The organism is Cellulomonas sp. Root485, assembly GCF_001426705.1.
GTDB lineage: Bacteria > Actinomycetota > Actinomycetes > Actinomycetales > Cellulomonadaceae > Cellulomonas.
The window spans coordinates 537,654-564,386 of record NZ_LMFC01000003.1 but is presented as its reverse complement, the minus strand read 5'-3'; the positions used below and the strand labels follow the sequence as shown (position 1 = coordinate 564,386).

The following is a 26,733-nucleotide window of genomic DNA, read 5'->3' as shown; positions in this document are numbered from 1 at the left end:
CCGGGTGGGGCCGGGCCTCACCCGGGTGTCAGGGTCACCCGGCCGGCTGAGCCTGCGCCGGCGCGCGGGCCGGTAGCGTCCGGTCGCATGGCGGCGCGCAGCGAGATGGCGGTGGTCGAGCTCGTCGAGCACGACGACGACGTCGTCGAGCCCGTCGACCACGTGGACCGTGCTCGTGGTACCGTCCGCGACCGCGCGTCGGGCGTCCTCGGCTGGCTCGGTAGGCACCGGGTGCTGGCCCTCACCACGGTCGCCGTCGCCGTCGTCGCGGTCGCCGTCCCGGCCGCCCTGTCCGTCCGGGCGGACCGCGCCCGGACAGACGCCCTCGCCGCGCAGCCCGGCATCGCCGCACCTCTGGCCGCCGCACCCGGCGTGGCGTGGACGTCCCCTCCGTGGCCGGGGTCCTACGCCCTCTCCCTCTCCGATCACGCCTGGATCCGGGACGACGTCCTGATCCTGTGGGAGCAGACCGGCGACGCGACCAGCTCGCTGCGCGCGGTCGACGCCGGCACCGGGAACGAGCTCTGGACGGCACCGCTCTCCAGCGTCCCGGACCTGGGCGACCCGATGCACCGCTCCACCTACGACCCGACGACCTGTGCAGCCCCGGACCAGGGCGTCGTCGTCTGCCTGATGACCGACTCCTGGCAGCTCACCCCGTCCGCCGACGAGTCGCAGCCCGCCCTGGTCGAGGCCGCCACGGTGCGCCTGCGTGCGTTCGCCGCCACGACCGGTGAGGTGGTGCTGGACCGGCCCGTCGCTCCCACCACGTCCTTCGCCCCGGTCGGCGCGGACGTGGTCGTCGCGCAGACCCCTCCGAGCGGGCCGGCGAGCCTGGTCCGGTTCGACCCGTCGACGGGGACGGAACGGTGGAGCGTCGACGTCCCCCGTCCCACCGGCGCCGCCGGGTCGGCGTTCGCGACGGTGCAGGTGTCCGGCGACGAGATCGCCGTCTCGTGGCTCGGGACCACCGCGCTGTTCACTGTCGACGGGGACGCGGCCGGCGAGCTCGACGCCGACAATGTCTGGCAGGTCCGCGGGCACCGTCTCACGCCCGGGGTGGGGGCGACCGCGCAGCTGCGCGACCTCGACACCGGACGCGTCGTGGACCTCGGGGACGCCAGGGTGCCGTGGATCGGCACCGACGACGGGTCCGAGCCCGACCTGCTGCTCCTGGCGTCCGACGACCGGCTCTCCGCGCGCGACCTCATGACCGGGCAGCTGGCATGGCGGGTCGACTGGCCGGCGGAGCGGACGCTGAACCTCGTCGTCGTCGACGACCTGCTCGCGCGCCAGTCGGACGACGGGCTGGCGGTCCTCGACCTGCGCACCGGCGAGCCGCTCTGGAGCCGGTCGATGTCCGCCGTCGGCCAGAGCATGGCCGCCGACGGCCGCCGCCTGTTCGTGATCGCGTCCGTCGTCGGAACCGGACCTGTGGTGGCCGCCTACGACGCGCGCGACGGCCGACGCGTCTGGCAGGCCCCCGTCCCGATCGCCGTGGAGAGCCTCGCCGTCGTCGACCACCGGTTGTTCGCCGTCGGCACCGAAGGCGTCGTCGCGTTCGGGCCGGACGCCGGGTGACGACCGCGATCTATGTGGGCCTGGTCGCGCTGCTGGTGCTGTGCCTGGCGCGCGACATCCGGCGCAGACCCGCGGGGCAGAGCAGGATCGTGACGCTGAAGAAGCCGTCGCGCCTGAGCTGGGTGGTCATGACGCTGACGGTCCTCACGATCGTCGTGCTGGAGGCGTCGTAGAGGTCAGTTCAGGTAGATCGACGCGCCCGGGCCCAGCGGGATGCCCAGCAGGTACCAGACCACCAGCAGCGCGGACCAGGTGATGAGCAGCACCACGGTGTACGGGAGCATCAGCGAGATGACGGACCCGACGCCGACCTTGCGGCGGTACCGCTCGGCGAAGATCACGATCAGCGCGAAGTACGGCATCAGTGGCGTGGCCACGTTCACGGGCGAGTCGCCCACGCGGTAGGCGGCCATCGCGAGGTCCGGCGAGATGCCGAGCTGGATGAACAGCGGCACGAACACGGGCGCGAAGATGGCCCACTTGGGCACGACGCCGCCGATGAAGATGTCGATGATCGCGGTCATCGCGATGAGCCCGAGGATCAGCCAGACGGTGCTCAGGTTGGCGGCCTCGAGGGTGTCGGCCATGTTCACGGCGGCGATGGTGCCGAGGTTCGAGTAGTTGAAGTACGCGATGAACTGGCTGATCACGAGCAGCAGGAAGATCAGGCCGGAGAGGCCGGCGATGGTCTTGGTCATCGGGTTGATGACGTCCATCGAGCTGTTGATCGTCCCGGCGCCCTTGCCGTAGCAGAGCCCCATCACGAAGAAGTAGACCAGGATCAGGAAGATGATCGAGTTCAGCAGCGGGGAGTCCTCGATCAGGCTGCCGGTCTCGGGGTTGCGCAGGAGGGCGTTCGGCGGGAGCGAGAGCGCGAGCACCACGACGGTCGTCCCGAGGAAGCCCCAGAACGCGTACTTCAAGCCCTTCCGCTCCTCGTCGCTGAGCTCGCCCGACGGCGGCGGTTCGTCGGCATCGGCAGGCCCCTCCGACGGGTGGTAGGCGCCCAGCCGGGGTTCGACGAACTTCTCCGTGAGCAGCGTGACCACGACGGTGACCAGCAGCGTCGAGACGATCCCGAAGTACAGGTTGCCGGTGATCGACACGTGGTTGGCGGGGTCGGCGATGGCCTCGTTGGTGATCTCGGCGAGCATCCCGTCGACCGGCGTGATGAGCATGTTCACCGCGAACCCGCCGCCGACGCCGGCGAACGCGGCCGCGAGGCCGGCCAGCGGGTGCCGGCCCAGGGACAGGAACACCGCGGCGGCCAGCGGGATGAGCACCAGGTAGCCGGCGTCGGTGGCGATGGAGGACAGCACGCCGAGCAGCACGATGATGAACGTGATGGCCCGCGGCGGGGCGATCTTGACCAGCCGCTTGATGAACGAGGAGATCAGGCCGACCTCCTCGGCCATGCCCACGCCGATCATGGCGACGACGATGACGCCGACCACGCCGAAGTTGTTGAAGTTGGCGACCGGCGACGTGAACACGAACCGCAGCCCGTCCGCGTCGAGAAGGCTCTGCGCGGCCACCGTGACGGTGATCGGCTCCTCCGCACCGATCTGCGCCTGCTCGAACGTGACGGTGCTCCCGGCCGCCTGGAAGATCGCCGAGAGCACCATGATGAACGCGATGAGGATGAGGAAGATGATCACCGGGTGGGGGACCTTGTTCCCCGCCACCTCGATCCCGTCCAGGACCTTCTGGAGGACCGATCGTGGGGGTGCGACCTCGACCTGGCTCATGCGCGCTCCTTGGCTCGAACCGCTTCCCGCCCGACGCTAGCGCTGGACCCGACATCTCGGGCGGCTCCGTGATGGGATGTCGCCATGAAGCAGCCCGTCTACGCACCCGGCCAGCCCGGATGGATCCGCGAACTCGGTCGCACCGGCCTGCAGGTCTCGGCCGTCTGTCTCGGCGGTGGACCGCTCGGCAGCATGCCCGGGCTGTTCGGTCGTGACGTCACCGCCGACGAGGGCGTCGCGACGGTCCTCGCCGCGCTCGACAGCCCGATCCGCTTCATCGACACCTCCAACGGGTACAGCGACGGCGAGAGCGAGCGCCGGATCGGTGCCGCGCTCGTCGAGGCCGGCGGGGTGCCCGAGGGCGTCGTCATCGCCACGAAGGTGGACCCGTCAGGACGCGACTACTCCGCCGACCGCGTGCGCGCGTCCGTCGCGGAGAGCCGTGAGCGCCTGGGCATCGAGAAGCTGCCCCTGGTGCACCTGCACGACCCGGAGTCGTTCGACTTCGCGGAGATGTCCGCGCCGGGCGGCCCAGTCGACGCGCTCGTGCAGCTCCGCGACGAGGGTCAGGTCGGCGCGATCGGCCTGGCCGGCGGCCGGGTGCAGGAGATCGCGAAGTACCTGGACCTCGGCGTCTTCGACGTCCTGCTGGTGCACAACCGCTGGACGCTGGTGGACCGCAGCGCCGGGGCGCTTCTCGACGAGGCCGTCCGGCAGGAGATGGGGATCCTCAACGCCGCGGTCTACGGCGGCGGGATCCTGGCGTTCCAGGCCGGGGGACCGACGAGCTACGGCTACCGCCCGGCCCCGCCCGAGACGTTGCAGGCGGTCGAGGCGATGCGCCGGGTGTGCTCCGACTTCCACACCGACCTCGGCACCGCGGCGCTGCAGTTCTCGCTGCGGGACCCCCGGATCGCGTCGACCGTCGTCGGCATGAGCCGCCCGGGCCGCGTCGCCCGCACGCTCGACCTGGCCTCGGAACCGCTGCCGGACGCGCTGTGGCCTGCGCTCGAAGCGCTCGTCCCGCCGGCGCACGTCTGGCTGGACGCCGAGGGAGCGGACGCATGAGCCGCGTCGTCGTGACCGGCGGGAGCGGCAAGCTCGGACGCGCGGTCGTCGAGGACCTGGCGACGCACGGGTACGACGTCGTGAACGTCGACACCGCCCAGCCGCCCGCCGGTCAGAAGGCCGTGTTCAGCCGCGTCGACCTCACCGACCTGGGCCAGGTCACCGAGGCGCTCACCGGCATCGACGACCGGTACGACGGCGTCGACGCGGTGGTCCACCTCGCCGCCATCCCGGCGCCCGGTCTGCGCCCGAGCGGCGCGACGTTCGCCAACAACGTCGTCGCCACCCACCACGTGTTCAGCGCCGCCCGCCGCGCGGGTATCACGAACGTCGTCTGGGCATCGAGCGAGACCGTCCTCGGGCTGCCGTTCGAGACACCCCCGCCGTACGTCCCCGTCGACGAGGAGTACGCCGTCCGCCCGGAGAGCACCTACTCCCTCGGCAAGGCCGTCGAGGAGGAGATGGCCCGGCACTTCACCCGCTGGGACCCGTCGCTCAAGCTCATCGGCCTGCGGTTCTCCAACGTCATGGACGTCGCCGACTACGCGGCGTTCCCGTCGTTCGCCGACGACCCCCGCAGCCGCATCTGGAACCTCTGGGGCTACATCGACGCCCGTGACGGAGCACTGGCCGTCCGGCTCGCGCTCGAGAGCGACCTCACCGGGTTCGAGGCGTTCATCGTCGCGTCCCCCGACACCGTCCTGGAGCGACCCTCCGCCGAGCTCGTCGCCGAGTACTTCCCCGACGTCCCCGTCCGCCGCCCGATCGAGGGACGCGAGACGTTGCTGTCCATCGACAAGGCCCGCCGCCTGCTCGGCTACGACCCGCAGCACACCTGGCGCGACGAGGTCTGAGCACAGGGTTAGCGCCGGTTGTCCGGCGACTGTCCCGAGGGGTTCTCATCGGACCCGAGCGCATCGGGGCCGACGGCGCGGACCCAGGCGAGAAGGCGTCGGCGATGAGGCGCGGACAAGGGTGCAGCTTCGAGCCGTTCGACCAGCAGCGCTGGATCGAGCAGCTGCGCCCCGATCAGTGCGGCGACGAACTCCAGATCCTTCTCGCGGAACGCGGCGAGCGTCGCCACGGCGAGGTCGTGCGGCTCCAGGCAGTGAGCGCGGGCGGGTGCCGACGAGTTCGAGCTCCACACCACCACACGATCGCTCCAGCCGTCGGGTAGCACGACGAGGCCGTCGATCTCGACGCCCTGGCCGTAGTACCCGTACATCGAGTGGAACGGCGAGTCTTCACCGATCGCCGCCTCGACCAGGAGCGCCTTGTGCTCAGCGTGTGGTCCGAAGAACGTCACGTCGGCCTCGATGGACCCGGTTGCCTCGTCCGGCAGGTCGTCCTCGTCGTAGCTCCCCAGGATCGACTGCGCCGACGATCACGACGTCCGGGTCGTTCGCGATCTGGCTTGCCGCGCGAAGGATGTGCGCCAGCTCGATGCGCTTCATCGCACGGAGGCCAGGATCGCGTCCCGTTGGTCGGAGCTCAGCACTCCAGCGAACGGGTTGTTCTGTCGCAGCTCGCGTGAACGCTGGCTGGGGGAGGTGAGCGCGTAGAGCAGGTCGTCGAGCGGACCGTCGAGAAGTTCCTGCCACTGTTCGAGCCAGCGCGCCGCTTGTCCGCGGGAGTGCCGTGCGCGCATGGTGGTCAGGTTCTCCTGCGCCACGGCGAGCGACGCCTGCGGATCGATGCAGATCGCGCCGGCCACCGCGTACGCCAGGCGCAGCGAGCGGCGCTGGTCCGCGGACATCCGGACGGTGGAGTGCCGGAGCCGGTTGACGTCGGAACGCCGCACCCGTCGGTGGCTGCCGGAGGTCTCGTAGGGCAGGTCGCCGCGCTTGATCAGGTTCACGACGTGCTGGCGTGAGACGCCGAGGAGCGACGCAGCCTCGCCTGTTGTCAGCAACGCGTCGCTGTCGCCGCGGATCGCCTCGTCGAGGATGGTCGCTCGCATGGTCCCACTCTAGTTCCAAACCCAAAAAACACAATGGACCAACGACGGTGTTGTGTCTCTTGGGTTTGGCAGTTCGGACGGGCAGGACGGCGGATGCTCGAGCAAGAAGAACCGGGGTCCGACGCCGACTACCGGGGTCCCCGGTCGTGGGACACGCGTGCGGGCCTCCCGTCTGCCGCCCTGTACTGACGTCGGTCTGGCTTGCGCCTCGGGCGCCCCCGGGGCACCTGTTGTCGGGATCTCACCAGCCTAGGTGCAGCACTCATCGGCCACCCACCTCGATACGACAGCGACCCACCTCACCCGGTACCAGCGGTATCAGGAGCGAGTCCCGACGTCCCTTCGAGGCACACCCCGAGCCGCAGGAGCCCCCGATGAGCAGCGCCGTCCCGTTCGCCTTCCTGGTCCACCCGCGTGCCCGGATCGCGGAGGACCTGGCCCGCGTGTGGCGTCCGCTCGGTCGGGTGCCGGAGCGGTTCATCGACTCGGCCGTCCGGAAGCTGCCGCTGCCGTCGTACGCGATGGCGCGCGTGCACCTGGACTCGGCGCCTGTCGGCCATGTCGTGCTCGTGCCGTTCGGTGCCAAGCACCTGCTGTCCGAGCCGCACGAGGGCCGGGCGCGCGTCGGTCGGGCGATCGACCACGCCGCCCGGCTCGGTGCGGGGGTCGTCGGGCTCGGGGCGCTCACCGCGACGGTCACCGCGGGCGGCGCGACGCTGCGGGGGCGCTCGGACATCGGTGTCACCAACGGCAACGCGTACACGGCGGCCATCGTCGAGGACCAGCTCATGGCGCTGCTCGCGGACCTGCCGGACCGCCGGGTGGCGGTCGTCGGCGCGACCGGGTCGGTGGGGACCACGCTGGTCCGGCTGCTCGCGCAGTCGGGCGAGGTCGACTCGCTCCTCCTGGTCGCGCGCGGCCTGCCGAAGCTCGACGCGCTCGCCGCGGAGGTGGGTCGCCGGGTGCCGACGGCCACGTCGACGGACATGCACGACGTGCGCGGCTGCGACGCGGTGGTGCTGCTGACGGCGTCGGCGGACGCGCTGCTCGGGGCCGAGCACCTCGCGCCGGGCGCCCGCGTCCTGGACGCGACGCAGCCCCGCAACACCTCGCCGGACCTCGCGGCGGCCCGTCCGGACGTCACCGTGGTCGACGGCGGGGTCGTCCAGGTGCCCGGCATGCACCTGCGCGGCGGTGACATCGGCCTGCCGCGCGGTCAGGCGTACGCGTGCTTCGCGGAGACGTTCCTGCTCGGGCTCGCGGGGCACGTGGGGCACTTCTCGACGGGCGTCCCGACCCTCGACCACGTCGCGCACATCCGCGGTCTGGCGGACCGGTTCGCCCACCACGGGTTCGCGGCTGCCGCACCGGCGAGCTTCGGCCGGCCGCTCGTGGGTGTCCGGTGAAGCGGGTCGTCCTGCTGGGTGGCGGCTACGTGACGCTGCACGCGTACGGCGCGATCGTCCGGCGCCTGCGCGGCGAGCTGCGCCGGGGCGAGGTCGAGATCGTCGTGATCAGCGCGGACACGGTGCACAACTTCCACGGGTTCACCGGCGAGGTCGTCGCGGGGCTGCTGCCGATCGGGCTGACGCAGACCCCGCTGACCGAGGCGATGCCGAAGGCCCGGGTGCTGCATGCGCGGGTCACCCACGTCGACGTCGTCGCGCGGACGGTCTCGTTCACCGGCGGGGACCTGACCTACGACGCCCTCGTCGTCGGGACCGGTGGCCGCGAGCCGCTCGACGCGGTCGACGGGCTGACCGGGCACGGACTCACGCTGCGCGGACCGGGCGACCTCGCCGACCTGCTGCAGCGGGTCCGGGTCATCGACGGTCCCGTGGTGGTCGTCGGCGGCGGGCTCGCGGGGGTCGAGCTCGCCGCAGCGCTCGCGGCCCGCACGACCCAGGTCGTGCTGGTCCAGTCGGCGGACCGGGTGGTGCCCGCGCTGCACGCCGAGCAGCCGCGGCTGGCCGCACGCTGCACGCGCGAGCTGACGCGGCTGGGCGTCGACGTCCGCACGGGGGTGCGGGTCGCCGCGGTCGACGACGGGTCGGTGACGCTGTCCGACGGCTCCGTCGTCCCCACGCACGTGGTCCTGGCGACCACCGGTCAGCGTGCGGTCGCCCTGCCCGGCCTCGAGTCCCTCCCGCGCGACGACCGCGGCCGGCTGGTGACCACCCGCGACCTGCTCGTCGCGCCCGACGTCTGGTCGGCCGGCGACGCCGCGTCCGTCGCGCACCCGCGCAGCGGCCTGCCGGTCACGTCCAACGCGCTGTGGGCGATCAAGGCCGGCGACCAGGTGGGCCGCAACGTCGCGCGGGCCCTCCGGGGCCGGGCGGGCAGGCCGTTCCGGTACCTCGGGCTCGGTCAGGCCGCGTCCTTCGGGGTCGGTCGCGGCGTCGCCGACCTGTACGGGTTCCCGCTCACCGGGTGGCTCGCGTGGCTGATGCGGGTCGGCTTCTTCCTGCGGTTCATGCCGTCCCGGTCCCGAGCGGTCCGGGTGCCCGGGGAGCTCGTCCGGCGCTCGCGGAACGCCCAGGCCCCGTCGCGGGTGGTCGTCCTGCGCTGAGCAGACCATGGCAGGGTGGCGGTTACGATCCTGCGTCGGATCAGGACGCGGAGGTGACCATGGCGGACGAGGACGGGACGACGTTCCTCGCACCCGGCGAGCCGGTCGACCTCGACAACTGCGCGCGCGAGCCCATCCACGTGCCGGGCAGCATCCAGCCGCGCGGGATCTACCTGGCCGTCACGGAGCCGGACCTGGTGGTGCGGCACACGTCGCAGAACGTCGCCGAGCTCCTCGGGCACCCGGTCGACGACGTCCTGGGCCACTCCCTGGAGCACGTCCTCGGAGCCGAGGCGGCCGGCGCGATCGAGCACCACGTCCGCACCTGGGGGAACCTGCGGGCCCGCAACCCGCTGGTGGTCACGGTCGGTGACGTGGAGCTCGACGTGGTCCTGCACCGCATCCTCAGCGGCGAGAGCACGCTGCTGATCGTCGAGCTGGAGCCCGCGTCGGGACCCCGCCCGTTCTCGTTCCCGAACACGTACCAGGCGGTGCGCGGGGCGGTCGAGCAGCTCAACCACGCGCACGACCTGGCGCAGCTCTACGAGATCACCGCGCGCGAGGTCCGGGCGCTCACAGGGTTCGACCGCGTGATGATCTACCGCTTCGACGACGAGTACAACGGCGAGGTCGTCGCGGAGGCGAGGCGCCCCGACCTCAACCCGTTCCTCGGCCTGCACTACCCCGCGTCCGACATCCCGCCGCAGGCCCGCGCGCTGTACGAGCAGAACTGGGTACGGCTCATCTCCGACGTCGCCTACACCCCGTCGCGGATCGTGCCGGGTCTCGACGAGGAGACCGGCCTGCCGCTCGACCTCACGCACTCGATCCTGCGCAGCGTCTCGCCCATCCACCTGGAGTACCTGCGCAACATGGGCGTCGCCGCGTCCATGTCGATCTCGCTGCTGCGGGAGGGCCGGCTCTGGGGCCTGATCGCGTGCCACCACTACTCCGGACCCCACGACCCACCGTTCGGGGTGCGGGCCGCGGCGGAGTTCCTCGGCTCCAGCCTGTCGCTGCGGCTGGTGGCACGCGTCGAGGAGGACGAGCTGCAGGCCCGCATCCGTGCGGCGGAGACCCTGTCGGGGCTGCTGGCGGCGGGTCGGGACCACGACCGCTCGCTGGCGTCGGCGCTGGTGACCGGTGCCTCCGTGCTCGACCTCGTCCCGGCGCAGGGTGCGATCGTGTCCGCCGACGGCGTGGTCGACTCCGTCGGCCGTGTGCCCGCCGACCCGACGTCGCTGCTCGCCTGGGTGGCCGCGCAGGACGCCGAGGTTGTCGTGCGCGACGCGATGGCCGAGCAGGAGCCGGCACTGGCGCCGGCGCTCCCGGAGGTCGCGGGGCTGCTCGCGCTGCGGCTGCCGGACGGCCAGGCCGTCGTGTGGCTGCGGCACGAGGCCGTGCACAACGTGGACTGGGGCGGCGACCCGCACAACAAGGCGATCGCCACCCGCGAGGGTGACGACGTGCGTCTCAGCCCCCGCAAGTCGTTCGCGCTGTGGCGCGAGACCGTCCGGGGGCGCAGCGAGGCGTGGACCGAGCGGGAGGTGCGCTCCGCGGAGGACCTGCGCGCGCGGCTGCTCGAGGTGCTCCTGGAGCGGTCGCGGCTCCAGGTCCGCGCTGCCGAGACCGTGCAGCGCAGCCTCCTGCCGTCGTCGATCCCCGACCCCGAGGGCTGGGCGGTGCACGCGCGCTACGAGCCGGCTGCGGGTGGACGGGTGGGCGGCGACTGGTACGACGCCCTCGTGCTCCCGGACGGCCGGCTCGCGGTGGTGGTGGGTGACGTGGCCGGGCACGGGCTGTCGGCCGCGGCGGCGATGGGGCAGATCCGCAACGCGCTGCGGGCGTACCTCCTGCGCGGGGACTCCCCGGCGCAGACCCTCGCGTCGCTCGACCACGTGGTCCGGTGGACCATGCCGTTCGAGATGGCGACCGTCGTGGTCGCGCTCGTCGACCTGGCCACCGGCGAGGTCGAGCTCTCCGTCGCGGGACACCCGCGGCCCCTGCTGCTGCAGCCCGGTGGCTCTGCGGCGCTGCTCGAGGTCCCCGTCGACCGGCCGGTGGGCGTCGGCTCGGGTGAGCCGCCGACGACCAGGCTCACCCTGCCCCCCGGTGGTGGGCTCGTGCTGTACAGCGACGGGCTCGTCGACTCCCGGGAGACGTCGTTGCGCGACGGGCTGCGTCGCCTGCGTGCGCAGTTCGACGGGTCCGACGGGCGCCCCATCGACATCGACGAGGTCCTGCGCGAGTGCCGGGACCCGGCGTCGGTGGACGACGTGACGCTGCTGCTGCTCTGCCGGGACGTGGACCAGTAGAGGTACGGCGACGGACGGTCGGGACCGCACACCGACCGTCCGCCGTCGTACGCCCGGGCCGGGGGAGGGGACCCGGCCCGGGCGTCGGTGACGAGTCCTAGTTCCGGTTGATCGTGAACGTGGACGTCGTGTTCCTGATGTCCTGCGCGTTGCCGCTCATGCGCAGGTTGGTGAAGGTCACCGAGCCGACGGCCGGCCCCTGACCCTGTTCCGGCATCTCGTTGACCCAGATGCCGAACCCGGACTTGGCGTCCCAGGCGTCCCCGCTCTTGCGGGCCCCCGTGATCGACACGTTGGTGAACGTGGTGTCGGTGATCGGGTTCTGCGGCTGGGTGCCCACGTAGTTCGTCTGGAACATGATTCCCGAGTAGGTCGGGTCGACGATGTCGACGTCACTGACCCGGATGCCCTGGAACGTCTTCGAGGCGGAGAACACCCAGATCGCGGGGAACGTCTGGTTGCCCCAGAAGTGGCCGCCGGCCCGCACGATCGAGATGTTCTGGAAGCTCGTCGGCGCCGCGGAGCCGAACTCGTCCATCGGGTACCCGAAGTCGAGCGAGCTGATCGTGATGCCGGAGTACACGAGCGTGTCCGCGATGTAGATGTTCCGGAACACGTTCCCGTACCCGCCGTAGACCGCCAGCCCCGCCGCACGCCACGTGACCAGGGACGTCAGGTTCTCGTAGACGTTCCCGGTCTGGCCCGTACCGCCCGCGTCGGTGGCCGCGAACAGGGCGAACGAGTCGTCACCCGTGCCGCGCGCCTCGATGTTGGCCACCCGGTTGTTCGCGCTGCCGTTGGTCATGTTGATGCCGTCGGCGAACGTGTTCCGGATGCGCGAGCTGGTGATCGTGCTGTTGTCCATGTTGGACGCCCAGAACATGCAGATCATGTGCTCCACCCAGAGGTCGTCGACGGTCATGGTCGAGACGTTGGTGAAGTCGAGCACCTTGCCGGGGCCGTCGATGCGGCTGGTGTAGTTGCCGAAGTACGCGAACCCGCGGAACTTCGACCCGTTCGACGACGCCTCCGCGCGGAAGCCGACGTCGGTGTTCTCCTGGCCGGTCGGCGCGAAGAACCGTGTGAACCACGGACCGGCGCCGACGATGTCGACGGCCTTGCCGTACACCTGGAACTTGCTCGACGTGCTGTAGTCGCCGGCGGGCAGGTACACGCCCTTGATCGCGCCCGTGGTGTCCATGCGGGCCTTGTCGAGCGCGTCCTGCACGGCCTGGTGCGTGAAGCCGGTGGGCTGCACGTACTGCGCCGGGTTGGGGTTCGGGTTCGCGGTGGCCAGCTCGGTGTTGATGAAGTCGATCGTCACCGGCTGCGGGTTGCTGGCCGTGCGCTGCAGACGGATGGTCGCGCCGGCGGGGACGGTCGTGCCGAGCAGCGTGCTGGCCTCGTCGTAGATGTGCCGCGGTCCTCCGGAGCCGGGATGGTTGTTCGGGTTGGTCTCGTTGCCGTACAGCCACGCGAACCGCGACGTCAGGTCGAGGCGCTTGAGGTAGGTGCCGTTGACGAAGACGTCGATGCTGCCCGACTGGCCGGTGCCGGCCGCGTTGTCCGGGATCGAAAAGCGGGTGACCAGCGTGTTCGTCGGGTTCTTCGTCGTCCACTCCACGTAGGAGCCCGTGGCGCTGAGCGTTGCCGCGCGACGACCCGACGCCTCGCCGGCGAGGTCGCCGACCGTGCGGTTGGGTCCGACGAGCACCGCGCCGCCGCCCGTGCGGCCGTCCTCGGCCTCGTACATGTCGAACGGCAGGCGTGCCCCGCGGCCGACGAAGATCCCGCCGGTGACCACGTTGTTCGCCTGCTTGCCGGGCACCTCGGTCGAGTCCGCGGCGACCGCGCTGGACACGTCGTACGTGCCGTTCCCGGCCGTCCAGGTGCCCAGGTTCACGGTCCCGCTGGTGGCACCGGCGCCGATCGCGCCACTGACCGAGCCGGTGAGCGTCTTGACCACGGTGCCCGTCGTCGAGTCCTTGATGGTGACCGTCAGGCCGTGCGCGGCGGTCGACGTCGCGATGGTGCCGTTGTTGGCGACTGCCCCGGTGAACGTGACGACCGCGCCCGCTGCCGGGTTGCTCGGCGACCAGCTCACCACCGGGACCAGGTCCGAGCTCGCCACGGGGGCGACGACCAGCTTGGTGGGGTTGCTGTACGCGTTGTTGGACTCGTTCTGCTCGACCACGGTGTTGGCCGGGTCTGCGGTGGCGCCGATCGTGTACGAGCCGGCGGCCCGGGCGCCGATGCTCGCGGTGACCGTCGCGGTCGCGCCGGCGTTCAGGGCGCCGACGGAGGCGTTGGCCGCGTTCTGCCCGTCCACCTGGAAGGCGACGCTCGTGGCGGCCGACGAAGTCGTGCCGATGTTCTTCACCGTCGCGGTGAGGGTCACCGGGCTGGACTCCGTCGCGTTCGCGGGTCCGGTCACCCCGGTGACGGTGAGGTCAGGGTTCGGAGCCGCGGCGCCGAACACCTGGAGCTCGGCCACCTGACCGTTCCCGGCTCCGGTGTTGCCGGTGAAGACGAGGCGGACATCCGTCGCGGTGCCGCTCACGGGCACGGTGACCGAGTTGCCGGTCGACGGGCTGAAGGACCGGCCGGCCGACGATGCCAGCGTCGTGAACGCGCCGGTCCCGGTCCGGCCCTCGACGGAGAACGTCTGTGTGCGGTTGCCCCAGGCGCCGTCCGGGTTGAGCTTGACCGTCACCGCGGACAGCTGGCTGGCGGACGCGAGCGTCACCGTGAGCTTGCTCGGGTACTGGCCGCCGGCGCCCTCCCAGTAGGTGCCGAGATTGCCGTCGACGGCGTTGGTCGCGGCGTAGGTCCACTCGGTCGACGACGCGACGATGGGCCGGCTGAGGGCGAGGTTCTGGCCCGTGACCGGGGGTGTCGTGGTGGTCGGCGTCGGGTCGGGGGTCGTGCTGCCGTGGACCTCGAGCTCGGAGAGCTGCCCCGCCGGCCAGCCGGTGTTGCCCGTGATGCTCAGCCGGACGTACCGCACGGACGTGTCGGTGACGTCGACGTTCACGGTGTTGGCCTGCGCCGGGTCGAACACGTAGCCGGCCTGGTTCTTCAGCGTGCTGAATGTCGAGCCGTTGGTGGAACCCTGCACGGTGATGGTCTGCGTCCGCGTGCCCCAGGCGCCTGTCGGCAGCTTGAGGGTGAGGTCGGTGACCGTGGCGGCGGTGCCCAGGTCCACCTGCACCCACTGCGGGAACTGGTTGTTGGTCGACTCCCAGTACGTGCCCTGGTTGCCGTCGGTGACGTTGCCCGCACCGTAGACGTCCACCGTGCTGCTGGCGGTGGCCGGCTTGCCCGCGGCGAGGTTGGGCTCCGCGGCGGTCGCGCTCTGTGCCGCGAGGGCGAGGCCGAGCGGTACGACGAGCGCGGCCGTGGTGACGCCCGCGACTGCGAGCCTGACGTTCCTTCTCATGGTGGTCCTCGTTCTCCCGCCCGGGCGGGCTCGGTGCCGGGCGCGCTGCTCGGACCGCCTGCCCGGTTCCGGGCGCGCGGGACCGGCCCGTCGGGGGCGTCGGTGCCCCGTCGGCGCGCACGGCGGTGAACTGCGGAGCTGTGTACCGTCCGACAGTTGCGACCATGCGCACTACTTTGTGCGCCAGTCCTGTCGAGTTCTTGCGGCTTCGTGACCAGACACTACGAACGGTGATCGGGGGAGTCAAGGGATCGGGAGAAATCGCACAACGACCTGTGACTGCACGCGCTCCCATGGCCTCCTGGGCGGCTCGGGTACCGTCCACCCGTGACGCTGCGACGAACCCTGGCCCGCGCCTACTGGCGGCTCAGCCGCTGGACCCTGCAGACCGAGCGGGTACCGGTGGACGGGGCAGGGCTGCTGATCGGGGCCCCGCACACGTCCAACTGGGACTTCATCCTGATGCTCGCGATCTCCGGCGAGGCCGACCTGACGATCCGCTGGCTCGGCAAGCACCAGCTGTTCAAGGGCCCCGCAGGGCCGCTCATGCGAGCACTCGGCGGCATCCCGGTGGACCGTCGCGACCCTGCCGGGCTCGTCGACGAGCTCGTCGCGCGCATCCAGGGCGGCGACCGGTTCTACCTCGTCGTCACGCCCGAGGGCACCCGCGGCGGTTCCGGGTGGAAGTCGGGGTTCTACCGGATCGCCCGCGCCACGGGCCTGCCCGTGACCCTCGGCTACGTCGACCGGACCACCATGACCACGGGTCTCGGACCGACGCTGCGGCTGACCGGCGACGTCGCCGCCGACATGGACGTCGTGCGCGCGTTCTACGCCGACAAGTCCGGCTTCGTGCCGTCGCGCCGGACCGAGCCGCGCCTCCGGGAAGAGCTCCCGGAGGCGTCCTGACCCGGGCGAGCGAGCGGAAGGACGCGTCGACGTCGTTCACCAGCACGTCCGTCGGCCCGAGCTCGGTGCGCGGTGGATCCCCGCCCTGAGTGTCGGAGGGTGTCGCTACCGTCGGCACGCACCCTCACTCAGGAGCCTTGATGGACGAGTTCGACTGGTCGATCCTCACCGTCCCGACGCCCCGCGCCGTGGTCCGCGGGCAGCTGGAGTTCTCCTGGTGGGAGCTCGGGCAGCGGCTCGGTACCGTCACGCAGGACGAGTTCGCCTGGGAGCCGGGCCCCGGAGCGCTGAGCGTCCGGCGCCGGGGGGAGTCCAGCGCACCGCGGGCATTCGGCGTCGGCGAGTGGGTGGTCGAGTGGCCCGCCTCCGGGGCGGACCATCCCGGGCCACGGACGATCGCCTGGCTCGTCGCCCACCTGACCGACGTGCTGGCCGAGCGCTACGACTGGACCTTCGGCGACCACGAGGCGCGTCGCGACTCCCTCACCTACTCCGGTGAGGTCGGGCCGGCCGTCGCGGGGCTCACGCGCGTGGTCGACCTCTGGCGCGCGGGGATCGCGGCGATGTCCGACGATGACATCTTCACGGTCGGGTTCAGCCAGGCCACCGAGATCGACCAGCAGGCGCCGTTCGCGCACCTCGTGGCGCACGTCAACCGCGAGATCATCCACCACGGGTCGGAGATCCACACGCTGACGGACCTGTACCGCGTGCGAGGAGGCACCCATGTCTGAGAACCACGTCGCCAGCGCGACCGTCGAGATCCCCGCCGACGCCGAGACCGTCTGGGACACCCTGGTGGACCCGGACGCCACCTGGATGCTCGGCGCGCGCGTGACCAGCGCGTACGTCGTCGGCGTCCCCATCACCTTCGACGGCGAGTGGGACGGCAAACCGTTCCAGGACCACGGAGAGATCCTCGAGGTCGACCGGCCCAGGCGTCTGCGCTACACCCACTACTCACCGCTCAGCGGGCAGCCGGACGTGCCCGAGAACTACCACCACCTGACGTTCACCTTCGACGAGCACGACGGGTCGACCGAGGTGACCCTGGAGCAGGACGGCAACGGTTCTGCCGAGGAGGCGGAGCACGCGACCGCCAACTGGGAGCAGGTGCTCGGGGCGCTGCGGGACGCCGTCGTTCCGGATGCGGGAGCCGCGTCGTCGTCGTAGCGTCGATGCGTTGCCAACCCGAGAGGAGTGATTCTGATGGGTCTCGACGACAAGATAAGCAACGCTGCGGAAGAAGCCAAGGGCAAGGTCAAGGAAACGGCCGGCAAGGCGACTGACGACGAGCGTCTCGAAGCAGAAGGCCAGCGCGACCAGGCCAGTGCGAACATCAAGCAGGCTGGCGAGAACGTCAAGGACGCGTTCAAGTGAGCTGAGCTCAGCGCGACACGACGAGGGCCCTCACCGATGGTGGGGGCCCTCGTCGCGTCTCGGACGCCTGACCACTACCCGCAACACTTCTTTCGCAATAACTGTTGCGCAATGAGTGTTGCGAGGCCTATGATCGACGCATGAGCACCCCCGAGGTCGGCGACACCCGCCACAGCACGAGCGACCCCGAGCGCATGCGAGCGCTCGCGCACCCGCTGCGGCTCGCGCTCCTCCAGTTCCTGGACGACGTCGGCGAGGCCACCGCGACGCAGTGCGCCAAGCACACGGGCGAGTCGGTCGCCAACTGCTCCTTCCACCTCCGCCTCCTCGCCCGCTACGGCTTCATCGAGCCGGCCGAGCAGCGCGGCCGCGAGCGTCCGTGGCGCAGTGCCGCGCGCACGCACTTCGAGCCCGACCCCGCAGTGCCCGGATCGATCCGCGCGGTCGTCGAGCTGGCCGAGGTGACCGTGCGCCAGGAGGCCGAGGGGTTCATCACCTTCCTGCGGGAGCGGGCCGACCGTGCCGACGAGCTCGCCGGAACCCCGCTGCCGGTCTCGATGACCAAGGACGCGTTCTGGGCCACGCCGGACGAGACCGACGAGCTCCTGAAGGCGGTCAACGACCTGCTCGCGCCCTACGTCCAGCGCGTCCAGCACCACGCCGACCGCCCCGCGGGCGCGCGGCTGATGCGCTGGTTCGCGACGAGCCACCCCGATCTGACCTTTCCTCCCGCACCAGGTCCGGAGGCGTCCGACGCCCCCGACGCGGTCACCGAGCCGCCCGAGCCGCCCTCGCCCCAGAAGGAGGCGTGACATGGTCGCGCTGACGTACGACGTGCGCACCGTGCGCATCCCCGTCCCCCGGATCGTCCTCCCCGTGCGCGCGCCGAAGAAGCGTGCCCGTCGCGTCCTCGAGCCGTGGCAGCACACCGAGCGGGTCGCGTCCGAGCGGCGCCTCGACGCCCATCGCGACGCGGCGCTCGCCGCCCACCGCTGACCGCTGCCGTGACCGAGCAATCCGCGTGCCCGTCGGCGACGAACTCCGTGTGACCCATCCGCGACGGACGACAGGACCCGATGTCCCACGCCCAGCTCTGTGCGCCCCCGGCGCGGCCCGCCGAAGGGCGGGCCGCGAACCGGTGGGGCACACTGGCCCGCGTGGAGCGAGGACCGGACGAGGCCGACGCGCCCCGCTCCGCCGAGTCCCTGCTCTCGGACGTCGCGCGGGGTGACGACTCGGCGTTCGCCGTCCTGTACGACACGCTCGGCCGCGGCGTCTTCGGCACCTGCCTCGGCGTCCTGCGGGACCCGGACCACGCCGCGGAGGTCGCCCAGGAGGTGTGGGTGGAGGTGTGGCGCACCGCCGCGCGGTTCGACGCCGGCCGCGGCTCCGCCCGCACCTGGACCCTCACGCTGGCCCACCGGCGGGCCGTCGACCGCGTCCGCGCCGTGCAGGCGCAGCGCGACCGCGACCAGCGCGTCCTCGACGAGAGCACCGAGCGCGAGTTCGACGTCGTCGCCGACGAGGTGGAGTCCGCCCTCGAGCAGGTCCGCGTCCGCGACTGCCTCGGCACCCTGACCCCCACGCAGAAGCAGGCGGTCGTCCTCGCCTACTACGGCGGCCGGACCTACCGTGAGGTGGCCGCCGAGCTCACCGCGCCGCTGCCCACGGTCAAGACGCGGATCCGCGACGGCCTGCTCCGCCTGCGCGACTGCCTGGGGGTGACGTCATGAGCGACTCGTTCTCCGCCGCCGACGACGTGCGCTCCCTGCTCGGCGCCTACGCGCTCGACGCGGTCGACCCCGACGAGCGCGCCGCCGTCGAGCGCCTGATCGCCACCGACCCGTCCGCCGCCGCCGAGCTGGCGCAGCTGACCGCTGTCGCAGCGACCTTGGGCGACGCCGTCGCCGGTGAACCCCCTGCCGCCCTGCGCACCTCCGTCCTCGCCGCGATCACCGACGTCCCCCAGCTCGGGCCCCTCGCCGGCCCCGCACGGCTCCGCCCCGGCGCTCCCGCCGGCACCGGTCCGCTGGGCTCGCCGGCAGCGGTCGACGCACCCGACGCGTCGACGGCCGTCGCGCCCGAGGTCACTCACCTCGCCGCCCGCCGTCGCCCGTCGCGCACCCGCTGGCTGGCCGTCGCTGCCGCGCTCGTCGTCGGCGCCGCCGTGCCCACCGCGCTCGCGGTCCAGCAGGCGCAGCGGGCGAACCAGGCGGAGCAGCAGCAGCAGGCGCTCGCGGACCTGCTGACCGACCCGTCCGCGGTGGTCGTGCACGGCGACGTCACCGGCGGCGGTGCAGCGACCGCGATCCTCACGGACGACCGCGCGCTGTTCAGCGCGACCGGCCTGCCGGACCCGGGCGACGGCAAGGCGTACCAGCTGTGGGTCGTCGACGCCGACGGTGCCGCGTCCGCAGGCGTTCTCGCGGACGACGCCGGCACGGTCCGCCAGCTCGCCGACGACTTCTCGACGGGCGACGCCCTGGCGATCACCATCGAACCGGCCGGCGGCTCCACCCAGCCGACGACAACGCCCCTGGTCGTCCTGACCACCACCTGACCACCGCGCCGCACCGGCAGGCTCCAGCTCGGCACTCCGGGCCGAGCTCGGTGTCCGGAACCACCAAGCTCGACCGGAACCACCGAGCTCGGCGGCGACCGGCGAGCTCCGCCGCGGCCGGGCGCGACGGAGCCCCCTCGCCGTACCCTGCGAGGGGGCTCCGCGGCTCGTCCGGCGTCAGGGGTGCCGGACGTGCGCAGACGGACCGGCCGCCGCAGGCGACCGGTCCGCCGGGTCGTCACATCGTCGGCATGAGGACCGAGTCGATGAGGTAGACGGTCGCGTTGGCGGTGTGGACGCCGCCGCAGATGACGCTGGCGCCGTTGACCATGAGCGAGTCGCCGGAGCCGGTGACCTCGACGGTGCCGCCCTGGACGGTGGTCTGCGTGCCGTCGATCATGTCCGGCGACAGCTGCCCGGGCACCACGTGGTACGTGAGGATCGAGGAGAGCGTCGCCGAGTCGGTCTTGAGGGACTCGATGGTCGCGGCGTCGATCTTGGCGAACGCGTCGTCGACCGGCGCGAAGACCGTGAACTCGTCACCGTTCAGGGTGTCGACCAGGTTGACGTCCGGGTTGAGCTGGCCGGACACGGCCGCCACGAGCGTGGTGAGCAGCGGGTTGTTCGACGCGGCGACGGCGACAGGGTCGGTCGACATGCCGGTCACGGAGCCGGGGCCGTCGGGGACGGCGGCGGCGTAGTCCGCACAGCCGGGGCCGACGAGGTCCGCGGCGGGGTCGGCGGTCATCGTGTCGTCCATGGGCGTCTCCGTCTCCATGGGCGCCTCCATCGACGGGGACGAGTCGGAGCCTGCGGTGTCGTCGGCCGCGCCCGAGCTGCAGGCGGTCAGGGCGAGGCCCGTGACGCCGGCGAGCAGGACGGCGGCGATGCGGGTGCGGTGCGTGGTGCGCATGGTGGCTCTCCCTTGAATCGTGGTCCGGGTGGGTACCCGCCCGGTGATCTCTCGGGTGGGGTTCGGGGCCGTCCGGGGAGCGGATGGGTGGGATCGCCGACGACTTCTCGACGGCTTCTCGACCCATCCCCGGGACGCCCGGCGGCGAACCCCCGCCATGGACCTGCTCACGCTCGCGCTCATCGGCCTCGTCGGTGGCCTCATCACCGGCATCTCGCCGTGCATCCTGCCCGTGCTGCCGGTGGTGTTCTTCGCCGGCGGCGTGGAGGGTGCACGCGGACGACCCACCGTGACGACCGGCAACAGAGCCAAGGGGGCGGCCGGTTCGGTGGGCGCGATGGCACAACCGTCGTTCCTCTCAGGCGGCGTCGCGACCCTCGACCGCCCCGACAGCACGCCCGACGACCGGCGTGACCGCGTCGCCGCCCGCCGCCCGTACCTCGTCATCGCGGGCCTGGTCACCAGCTTCACGCTGGTCACGCTCGTCGGCACGGTGCTGCTCAACCTGCTGGGCCTCCCGCAGGACCTGCTGCGCTGGGCGGGCATCGCGGTGCTGGCGCTGCTGGGCCTGGGGCTGCTGGTGCCACGGTTCGAGGAGGTCCTGGAGCGACCGTTCCAGCGCCTGACCCCGACGCGGGCACCGGGCGCAGCGCGGGGCGGGTTCGTGCTCGGGCTCGGGCTCGGCGCCGTGTACGTGCCGTGCGCGGGTCCGGTGCTCGCGGCGATCACGGTGGCGGGCGCGACGGGGTCGGTGGGTCCGGGCACGGTGGTCCTGACGGTGTCGTTCGCGCTCGGCGCGGCGGTCCCGCTCCTGATCCTGGCGCTCGCGGGCCGCAGGGTGGCCGAGCGCATCGCCGCGTTCCGCACGCACCAGCGGGGGATCCGGGCGGCGGGCGGGGTGCTGATGATCGCGCTCGCCCTTGCGCTGGCGTTCAACCTCACCGACGCGATCCAGCGCGCGCTGCCCGGCTACACGGAGTCGTTGCAGGCGAGGGTCGCGGCCAACGAGACCGTGCGGGAGCAGCTCGACCTGGGCGGGCTGGTCACGGACGAGAACCGGCAGCTGGCGCAGTGCAGCAACAGCTCCGCCGAGCTCGAGGACTGCGGGCCGGCGCCCGCGATCCGTGGCATCGACACGTGGCTGAACACGCCGGACGGTGCGCCGGTCGACCTGGCGGACCTGCGGGGCAAGGTCGTGCTGATCGACTTCTGGGCGTACTCCTGCATCAACTGCCAGCGCTCGGTCCCGCACGTGACGGCGTGGGAGGAGGCGTACCGCGACGACGGCCTGGTGGTCATCGGCGTGCACACGCCCGAGTACGCGTTCGAGCGCGAGACCCGCAACGTCGTCGACGGCGCCCGGCGTCTCGGCATCACGTACCCGGTGGCGCAGGACAACTCCTACGCCACGTGGACCGCCTACCGGAACCGGTACTGGCCCGCGCACTACCTGATCGACGCCGACGGCCAGATCCGCCAGGTGTCCCAGGGCGAGGGAGGGTACGCGAACACGGAGGCGCTGATCCGCGAGCTGCTCGAGCAGGCCGACCCGGGCGTGGACCTCCCGGCGGTGACGCAGGTGGACGACACGACGCCGGTGGGCGACGTGACGCGGGAGACGTTCCTGTCGGTCAGCAAGAGGTCGAACGTGGCCGGCGACTACCGCGAGGGCGAGGCCACCTACACGCTCCCGCAGGACCAGGCGGCGGACTCGGTGGCGTTCGGCGGCACGTGGACGACGGACTACCAGGGCGCGACGGCGGGTGCGGACGCGGCCCTGAGGTTGCGATATCACGCGAAGGTCGTGCAGGTGGTTCTCGGAGGATCCGGGAGCGTCCGGGCGACCGTCCGAGACGAGGACGGGGACGTGGTGGACCGCCTCGAGGTCGCGGTGGACGGATCGCCACGCGCGTATCCGCTGGTCAGCGACGATTCCATCGGTGAAGGAACAGTCGAGCTGTCGGTCTCGGCGGGTGTTCAGGCCTTCTCGTTCACGTTCGGGTGAACGCAGGCGTGGAGTGTTTCGAAACTATCGGTGATACATCCGACCGGGTGAAATGGACGGATGTCCGATTTTGCTCTGTTGACACGCTTCCACGAACTCTCATGTTGCTCTAATGTCTGACTTGTCAGCGAAAACGGCAAACCCTCTGCAAAGAGGGGACGCAAAGCCACGGGACCTACATGGTCAGCCGGGCTACCGAACAGACAGGACCTGTCATGGACCAGCGTGGGTACTCAGCAGACCCGTCCGAGACCTCCACCCCGGCTTTTCCGGCTCCCCGCGTCAAGGCGTGGGCCGGGCTCGCTGCTCGTCGCAGCGTGATCGAGCTGGTGCCGGCGCAGCGGGAGCACGCGGCGGCTTGAGAGCGGTCTCATCCAGACCACCCTCACTTCTCATTCTCAGAACCCCTCGGACCCACCGGTCCGGGGGGTTCTGTGATGTCGCAGGTCAGGCGTATGTGAAGACTCTCGCAATTCGGGCGACTCGTCGGTTAGCCTCGGCGCAGCGGGCTTGCCAGTAGAGGTCAGCCGCCGTTGAGAGAAGGTCACATGGACAGCTTTGCGCAGTGGTTCTGGCTGCTGATCTGGTGGTTCCTGTTCTTCGCCTACCTCGTCATCCTCTTCCAGATCATCGGGGACCTCTTCCGCGACTCCGCCCTCAGCGGGTGGTGGAAGGCCGTCTGGATCATCTTCTTGATCGTCGTGCCCTTCCTCACGGCCCTGATCTACATCATCGCCCGGGGCAAGGGGATGGCGGAGCGGCAGCTCCAGGCCGTGCAGCAGGCCAAGTCGGATACGGACAGCTATATCCGCGAGGTCGCCGCGGGGAAGTCGCCGGCGGAGCACATCGCCGACGCCAAGGCCCTCCTCGACGCGGGCACCATCGACCAGAGCGAGTTCAACCAGCTGAAGGCCAAGGCGCTGGCCTGACGAGCTCGACCCTCCGGGCCGGTACCGCTCAGGTGCCGGCCCGGAGGTGTGTCTAGAGCTCGCCGGTCTTCTGCAGGTACCGCATGGCCGCCCAGCCGATCGGGATGCGCAGCCAGTAGGTGGCCACGCGGAAGAGCACCGCGACCGACGTGGCGACACCGGGGTTGATGTCGGTGGTGGTGCTGAGCGCCGTGGCGAGCGCCAGCTCGATGGTGCCCATCCCGCCGGGGGTCGGGACCAGGGCGCCCGCGGTGTTGCCGGCCAGGTAGACGAGGGCCACCTGGATCAGGCTGGCCTCCTGCCCGAACGCGGCCAGGCTCGCGTCGAACGCGAAGATGAAACCGAGCGTCATCAGCAGGTTCCCGCCGACGGCCAGCGCCAGGCGCCAGGGCTGACCGAGCACCTCGATGAGCCGCGGCCAGGTCTGCCGCAGGGTGGGCATGGTCTTGGCGAGCACCCACTGGCGCACCTTGGGCACCAGGAGCCCGGACGCGATGAGCGCGGCGACGATCCCGATGGCGAACAGCACGCCCGGGGAGATCGGCAGGGCGGACTCGCCGGAGCCGGACGCGATGCTGAGCACCAGGAGCAGGCCCAGGGTGACCACGAACTGGCTCACCTGGACCAGGGCGACGGTCGCGGCCGAGAGGGTGGTCGACACGCCGCGACGGGTCAGCATGCGCAGGTTCAGGGCTGCCGGGCCGATCCCCGCGGGAGCGGCGAGCCCGACGAACGTGGCGGCGGTCTGCACGAGGGTCGCGCGCCAGACGGGCAGCTTGACCGGGGAGAACGCGACGAACGCGAGGGCGGCGCCCAGCAGCGTGACGAGGCCGAGCAGGAAGGCCACGACGGTCCAGCGCCAGTCGCCGTTGGACAGCGCGGACGTGATCTCGTCGACGTTGATGCTGGTGATGACGAAGACGACGGCGATGATCGGCACGACGATCGTCAGCACGGTGCGCGCGCCGAACCGGACCAGCTGCTGCGGCTCGACGTCGGCCTCGGGCAGGTGCGCGACCAGCGCGGACCGCAGCTCGGCGAGCACCTTCTTGTTGGCACGCATCTCGTCGCGGGTCAGGCGCGGCAGCGTGATCATCTGGAGCAACGGTCCGATGGCGGCGAGGTGCTCGTCGGGCAGGACGGTCGCCGCCGAGTCGAGGGCACGCGTGGCGCCGACCCGCAGGGCCAGCAGGGCCAGCAGCTGGGTGACGTCCATCCGTCGCGCCAGGTCCGAGGATGCGACGTCGCCCTGCTCCCAGCTGGTCAGCCACACGATCGGGCGCCCGACGACGGTCTCGACGAGCAGGACGTCACTGGTCAGCGACCGGTGCGCGATGCCCGCGTCGTGCGCGAGCTGGAGCTGGGCCCAGATCTCCTGGAGCACCTCGTCCGTGAGCTCGTCCGGGTCGAGGTCGCCCAGCGGGACCGCACGGTCGGGGCGTTCCTGGACGAGCAGCATCGAGTCGTCGGCCTCGGCGATGCTCAGCAGCCGGGGGGTGCGGACGCCGGCGGCCCGGGCGGCGTAGGCCAGCAGCGCGGCGCGCTCGGCGGCCTGCCGCAGCGACACCACGGAGCGTCCTTCGATCCCGCGCATCCGCAGCGACCGCCACAGCCGCGTCAGCATGCCGACCACCTGGCGGTCGCCGTCGATCACGACGAGGTCGAGCTCCTCGCGGTCGCGCGTCGTCAGCTCGTAGAGGCGGTGGTCGGTGGACCGGGTCAGCGCTCGGGCCGCCTGGTCGCCGTCCAGCTCGGGGCCCCCGTCGGCTCCGGTCCCCGTGGTCTCGTCGGCGACGCGGAGCAGCCGCACGGGCTCGAACCCGGCCCGCCGGACGCCCGCGACGAGGCTGTCCCCGTAGGCGCGCTCGGACAGCACGCCTGACAGGTACCGCACGGCCAGTCCGGTCACGCGACCGATCAGGAACGAGACGACGAGGCCCGGCAGCGACACCCCGGCGGTGATGAGCAGCACGCCGATGGCGACCCAGAGCAGGTTCCACGACCACTTGACGGTGCGGCGTCGACCGCGCGGCCCGACCACGGTGAGCAGCCCGACGAGCAGCGCGACGTATCCGGGCAGCGTCACGACCCAGCTGCCGTTGACCCGGATGGCCATGCCGACGACCAGCTCGTCGGAGCCGAAGGTCTCGATCGCCCACAGGACCGCGATGTTGAGGAACAGCGCCGCGAACGCGGCAACCATGCCTTCGAGCAGCTGGCGGCCGAGCCGCCGGAACGCGAGCTCGGTGATGACGGCGAGCGGCACGGCGAGCGTCACGAACATCTCGAGGCCGACGCGCGGGACGAACAGGATCCGGTTGAGCAGGCTGGCGAAGCCCTGGACGTCCTCGGCCACGCCGGTCGTGGTGTTGTGCGCGTAGGTGGCCAGGACGAGGACCAGGCCGACGCCGAGGGCCGACAGCACCATGCCCAGCAGGTCGCTCGGGTGGTGCACCCGCACGGCGGGCACGTCGACGATCTCGACCTGCGGCGGCTCGTCAGCGACGGGCGCGGGGTCGCCGACGGGCGCTGGGACGTCGGCCGCGGTCCTCGCGTCGACGTCCGCGCGGCTGGCGGGCGTCGCGGACATACGGGCGAGTCTAGGCAGCCGCGCCACCCGCGCCGGTCAGGGCGGTCCTGCGCGGTCCTTCTGGTGGCTGACCTGCCGATACGGAGGTCCCCGCGAGTCGGGGCGGTTCGTCCGGGTCGTCCACTACCGTGGCGCCCGAAGGCTCATCGCACCGACTCCTGCTGGAGGCACCGATGTCAGACGACCTGACCACCGCCGACGTCCCGTCCGCGCTGAGCCGCCGCTCGTGGTGGCTCCCGGTCCTGCGCGGGGTGGTGCTCCTGGTCCTGGGCCTGCTCATGCTGGTGCAGCCGCTGTGGTCCGTGACGGCGCTCGTCTGGATCTTCGGCATCTTCGCTCTCCTGGACGGCATCGTCACCGTCATCCAGTGGTTCGCGAACCGCAAGGAACCCGGGGCGGGGTGGTTCCTGCTGTCGGGCCTGATCGGCATCGCGTTCGGCGTCGTGGTCGTCGTCTGGACCCCCGAGACCGCCCAGATCCTCTTCTACCTGATCGCCGGCTGGGTCCTCGTCCTGGGGATCCTCGGCATCATCGCGTCGGTCGTGCTGTACCGGGCGCGGGATGCCGGCTGGACCTGGGTGCTGACGTTCGGCCTGGTCAACTTCCTGTTCGGCCTGCTGCTGCTGACGCACCCGCAGGAGTCCGTGACGGTCGTCGTCGTGCTGCTCGGGCTCTTCGCGTTCGTCGGCGGTGTCGTGCTCGTGGTCAGCGGGTTCGCGACGAAGTCGGCGGTCAACCAGCTGGGCAGCAGCTCGGCGACCGTCTGA

The 26,733-nt window shown here is 71.6% G+C and carries 25 protein-coding genes and 1 riboswitch; of the genes, 19 read left to right on the top strand and 6 right to left on the bottom strand.

Features of this window, described 5'->3' with window-relative positions; translation table 11 throughout:
* The first annotated feature begins 87 nt into the window (after positions 1 to 87).
* Together ASD16_RS16455 and ASD16_RS21825 are read left to right on the top strand one after the other, a co-directional pair.
* Positions 88 to 1,581: a PQQ-binding-like beta-propeller repeat protein gene (locus tag ASD16_RS16455; RefSeq protein WP_055919876.1), complete on the top strand. Its 1,494-nt coding sequence runs from the start codon at positions 88 to 90 to the stop codon at positions 1,579 to 1,581.
* Positions 1,578 to 1,754, top strand: a complete 177-nt coding sequence (locus ASD16_RS21825) for a hypothetical protein (RefSeq protein ID WP_157453976.1) — start codon at positions 1,578 to 1,580, stop codon at positions 1,752 to 1,754. Before ASD16_RS16455 ends, ASD16_RS21825 begins: the two co-directional genes overlap by 4 nt.
* A 3-nt stretch (positions 1,755 to 1,757) precedes the next feature.
* Here ASD16_RS21825 and ASD16_RS16450 read toward each other — a convergent pair whose 3' ends face one another.
* Positions 1,758 to 3,329, bottom strand: coding sequence for an AbgT family transporter (locus ASD16_RS16450; protein WP_055919872.1), 1,572 nt, complete (start codon positions 3,327 to 3,329; stop codon positions 1,758 to 1,760).
* 84 nt (positions 3,330 to 3,413) lie between these two features.
* Here ASD16_RS16450 and ASD16_RS16445 point away from each other — a divergent pair, with 84 nt between their 5' ends.
* Both ASD16_RS16445 and ASD16_RS16440 read left to right on the top strand, forming a co-directional pair.
* Entirely contained in the window at positions 3,414 to 4,397 is a 984-nt protein-coding gene (locus ASD16_RS16445) for an aldo/keto reductase (RefSeq protein ID WP_055919869.1), read from the top strand.
* Positions 4,394 to 5,251, top strand: coding sequence for an NAD(P)-dependent oxidoreductase (locus tag ASD16_RS16440; protein ID WP_055919866.1), 858 nt, complete (start codon positions 4,394 to 4,396; stop codon positions 5,249 to 5,251). The genes ASD16_RS16445 and ASD16_RS16440 overlap by 4 nt, the downstream gene beginning before the upstream one ends.
* Before the next feature lie 8 nt (positions 5,252 to 5,259).
* On the opposite strand, the gene ASD16_RS16435 is transcribed toward ASD16_RS16440, so the two are convergent.
* Together ASD16_RS16435 and ASD16_RS16430 are read right to left on the bottom strand one after the other, a co-directional pair.
* The gene (locus ASD16_RS16435) at positions 5,260 to 5,703 is read right to left on the bottom strand and encodes a hypothetical protein (RefSeq protein WP_157453975.1); all 444 of its coding nucleotides are present in this window, start codon (positions 5,701 to 5,703) and stop codon (positions 5,260 to 5,262) included.
* 144 nt (positions 5,704 to 5,847) lie between these two features.
* Complete coding sequence (locus tag ASD16_RS16430; RefSeq protein ID WP_055919863.1) at positions 5,848 to 6,357, bottom strand: helix-turn-helix domain-containing protein; 510 nt, start codon at positions 6,355 to 6,357, stop codon at positions 5,848 to 5,850.
* A 374-nt stretch (positions 6,358 to 6,731) separates the two neighbouring features.
* Here ASD16_RS16430 and ASD16_RS16425 point away from each other — a divergent pair, with 374 nt between their 5' ends.
* From ASD16_RS16425 to ASD16_RS16415, 3 genes are read left to right on the top strand one after another with little or no spacing between them, the layout of a single operon-like run.
* Entirely contained in the window at positions 6,732 to 7,763 is a 1,032-nt protein-coding gene (locus ASD16_RS16425; protein ID WP_055919860.1) for a semialdehyde dehydrogenase, read from the top strand.
* Positions 7,760 to 8,926, top strand: a complete 1,167-nt coding sequence (locus tag ASD16_RS16420; protein ID WP_055919857.1) for an NAD(P)/FAD-dependent oxidoreductase — start codon at positions 7,760 to 7,762, stop codon at positions 8,924 to 8,926. Before ASD16_RS16425 ends, ASD16_RS16420 begins: the two co-directional genes overlap by 4 nt.
* Positions 8,927 to 8,985: 59 nt before the next feature.
* Complete coding sequence (locus tag ASD16_RS16415; protein WP_055920647.1) at positions 8,986 to 11,241, top strand: SpoIIE family protein phosphatase; 2,256 nt, start codon at positions 8,986 to 8,988, stop codon at positions 11,239 to 11,241.
* 97 nt (positions 11,242 to 11,338) lie between these two features.
* On the opposite strand, the gene ASD16_RS16410 is transcribed toward ASD16_RS16415, so the two are convergent.
* Positions 11,339 to 14,680, bottom strand: coding sequence for a discoidin domain-containing protein (locus ASD16_RS16410; protein WP_055919854.1), 3,342 nt, complete (start codon positions 14,678 to 14,680; stop codon positions 11,339 to 11,341).
* Between the two features lie 333 nt (positions 14,681 to 15,013).
* Between ASD16_RS16410 and ASD16_RS16405 the strand changes: the two genes are divergently transcribed.
* The 8 genes from ASD16_RS16405 to ASD16_RS16370 all read left to right on the top strand — a co-directional run bounded on the left by ASD16_RS16405 (position 15,014) and on the right by ASD16_RS16370 (position 19,529).
* Complete coding sequence (locus tag ASD16_RS16405) at positions 15,014 to 15,589, top strand: 1-acyl-sn-glycerol-3-phosphate acyltransferase (protein ID WP_369817993.1); 576 nt, start codon at positions 15,014 to 15,016, stop codon at positions 15,587 to 15,589.
* Between the two features lie 140 nt (positions 15,590 to 15,729).
* Positions 15,730 to 16,323, top strand: coding sequence for a DinB family protein (locus ASD16_RS16400; RefSeq protein WP_055919847.1), 594 nt, complete (start codon positions 15,730 to 15,732; stop codon positions 16,321 to 16,323).
* Positions 16,316 to 16,762 carry an SRPBCC domain-containing protein gene (locus tag ASD16_RS16395; RefSeq protein ID WP_055919845.1) on the top strand — a complete coding sequence of 149 codons (447 nt, stop codon included), beginning with the start codon at positions 16,316 to 16,318 and terminating at the stop codon, positions 16,760 to 16,762. Before ASD16_RS16400 ends, ASD16_RS16395 begins: the two co-directional genes overlap by 8 nt.
* Before the next feature lie 36 nt (positions 16,763 to 16,798).
* Entirely contained in the window at positions 16,799 to 16,969 is a 171-nt protein-coding gene (locus ASD16_RS16390; RefSeq protein ID WP_055920643.1) for a CsbD family protein, read from the top strand.
* Between the two features lie 140 nt (positions 16,970 to 17,109).
* On the top strand, positions 17,110 to 17,781 hold the full coding sequence (locus tag ASD16_RS16385) for a helix-turn-helix transcriptional regulator (protein WP_055919840.1): 672 nt from the start codon (positions 17,110 to 17,112) through the stop codon (positions 17,779 to 17,781).
* A gap of 1 nt (position 17,782) precedes the next feature.
* The gene (locus tag ASD16_RS16380) at positions 17,783 to 17,965 is read left to right on the top strand and encodes a hypothetical protein (RefSeq protein ID WP_055919837.1); all 183 of its coding nucleotides are present in this window, start codon (positions 17,783 to 17,785) and stop codon (positions 17,963 to 17,965) included.
* Between the two features lie 161 nt (positions 17,966 to 18,126).
* Entirely contained in the window at positions 18,127 to 18,702 is a 576-nt protein-coding gene (sigK, locus tag ASD16_RS16375) for an ECF RNA polymerase sigma factor SigK (RefSeq protein WP_235523368.1), read from the top strand.
* On the top strand, positions 18,699 to 19,529 hold the full coding sequence (locus ASD16_RS16370; protein ID WP_055919834.1) for an anti-sigma factor: 831 nt from the start codon (positions 18,699 to 18,701) through the stop codon (positions 19,527 to 19,529). The genes sigK and ASD16_RS16370 overlap by 4 nt, the downstream gene beginning before the upstream one ends.
* Before the next feature lie 238 nt (positions 19,530 to 19,767).
* Here the strand turns inward: ASD16_RS16370 and ASD16_RS16365 are convergent, their stop codons facing one another.
* Positions 19,768 to 20,442: a fasciclin domain-containing protein gene (locus ASD16_RS16365; RefSeq protein ID WP_055919831.1), complete on the bottom strand. Its 675-nt coding sequence runs from the start codon at positions 20,440 to 20,442 to the stop codon at positions 19,768 to 19,770.
* Positions 20,443 to 20,599: 157 nt separating this feature from the next.
* Here ASD16_RS16365 and ASD16_RS16360 point away from each other — a divergent pair, with 157 nt between their 5' ends.
* The 3 genes from ASD16_RS16360 to ASD16_RS16355 all read left to right on the top strand — a co-directional run bounded on the left by ASD16_RS16360 (position 20,600) and on the right by ASD16_RS16355 (position 23,376).
* Positions 20,600 to 22,447, top strand: a complete 1,848-nt coding sequence (locus tag ASD16_RS16360; protein ID WP_235523367.1) for a cytochrome c biogenesis protein DipZ — start codon at positions 20,600 to 20,602, stop codon at positions 22,445 to 22,447.
* A gap of 125 nt (positions 22,448 to 22,572) precedes the next feature.
* Positions 22,573 to 22,647, top strand: a riboswitch (cyclic di-GMP riboswitch).
* Positions 22,648 to 22,662: 15 nt separating this feature from the next.
* On the top strand, positions 22,663 to 22,809 hold the full coding sequence (locus tag ASD16_RS21820; protein ID WP_156374094.1) for a hypothetical protein: 147 nt from the start codon (positions 22,663 to 22,665) through the stop codon (positions 22,807 to 22,809).
* Between the two features lie 186 nt (positions 22,810 to 22,995).
* A complete protein-coding gene (locus tag ASD16_RS16355) occupies positions 22,996 to 23,376 on the top strand; it encodes an SHOCT domain-containing protein (protein WP_055919826.1) in 381 nt (126 codons plus the stop codon).
* A 52-nt stretch (positions 23,377 to 23,428) separates the two neighbouring features.
* On the opposite strand, the gene ASD16_RS16350 is transcribed toward ASD16_RS16355, so the two are convergent.
* Positions 23,429 to 25,966, bottom strand: a complete 2,538-nt coding sequence (locus ASD16_RS16350; RefSeq protein WP_082570915.1) for a lysylphosphatidylglycerol synthase transmembrane domain-containing protein — start codon at positions 25,964 to 25,966, stop codon at positions 23,429 to 23,431.
* Positions 25,967 to 26,139: 173 nt separating this feature from the next.
* Between ASD16_RS16350 and ASD16_RS16345 the strand changes: the two genes are divergently transcribed.
* A complete protein-coding gene (locus tag ASD16_RS16345; RefSeq protein ID WP_055919823.1) occupies positions 26,140 to 26,733 on the top strand; it encodes an HdeD family acid-resistance protein in 594 nt (197 codons plus the stop codon).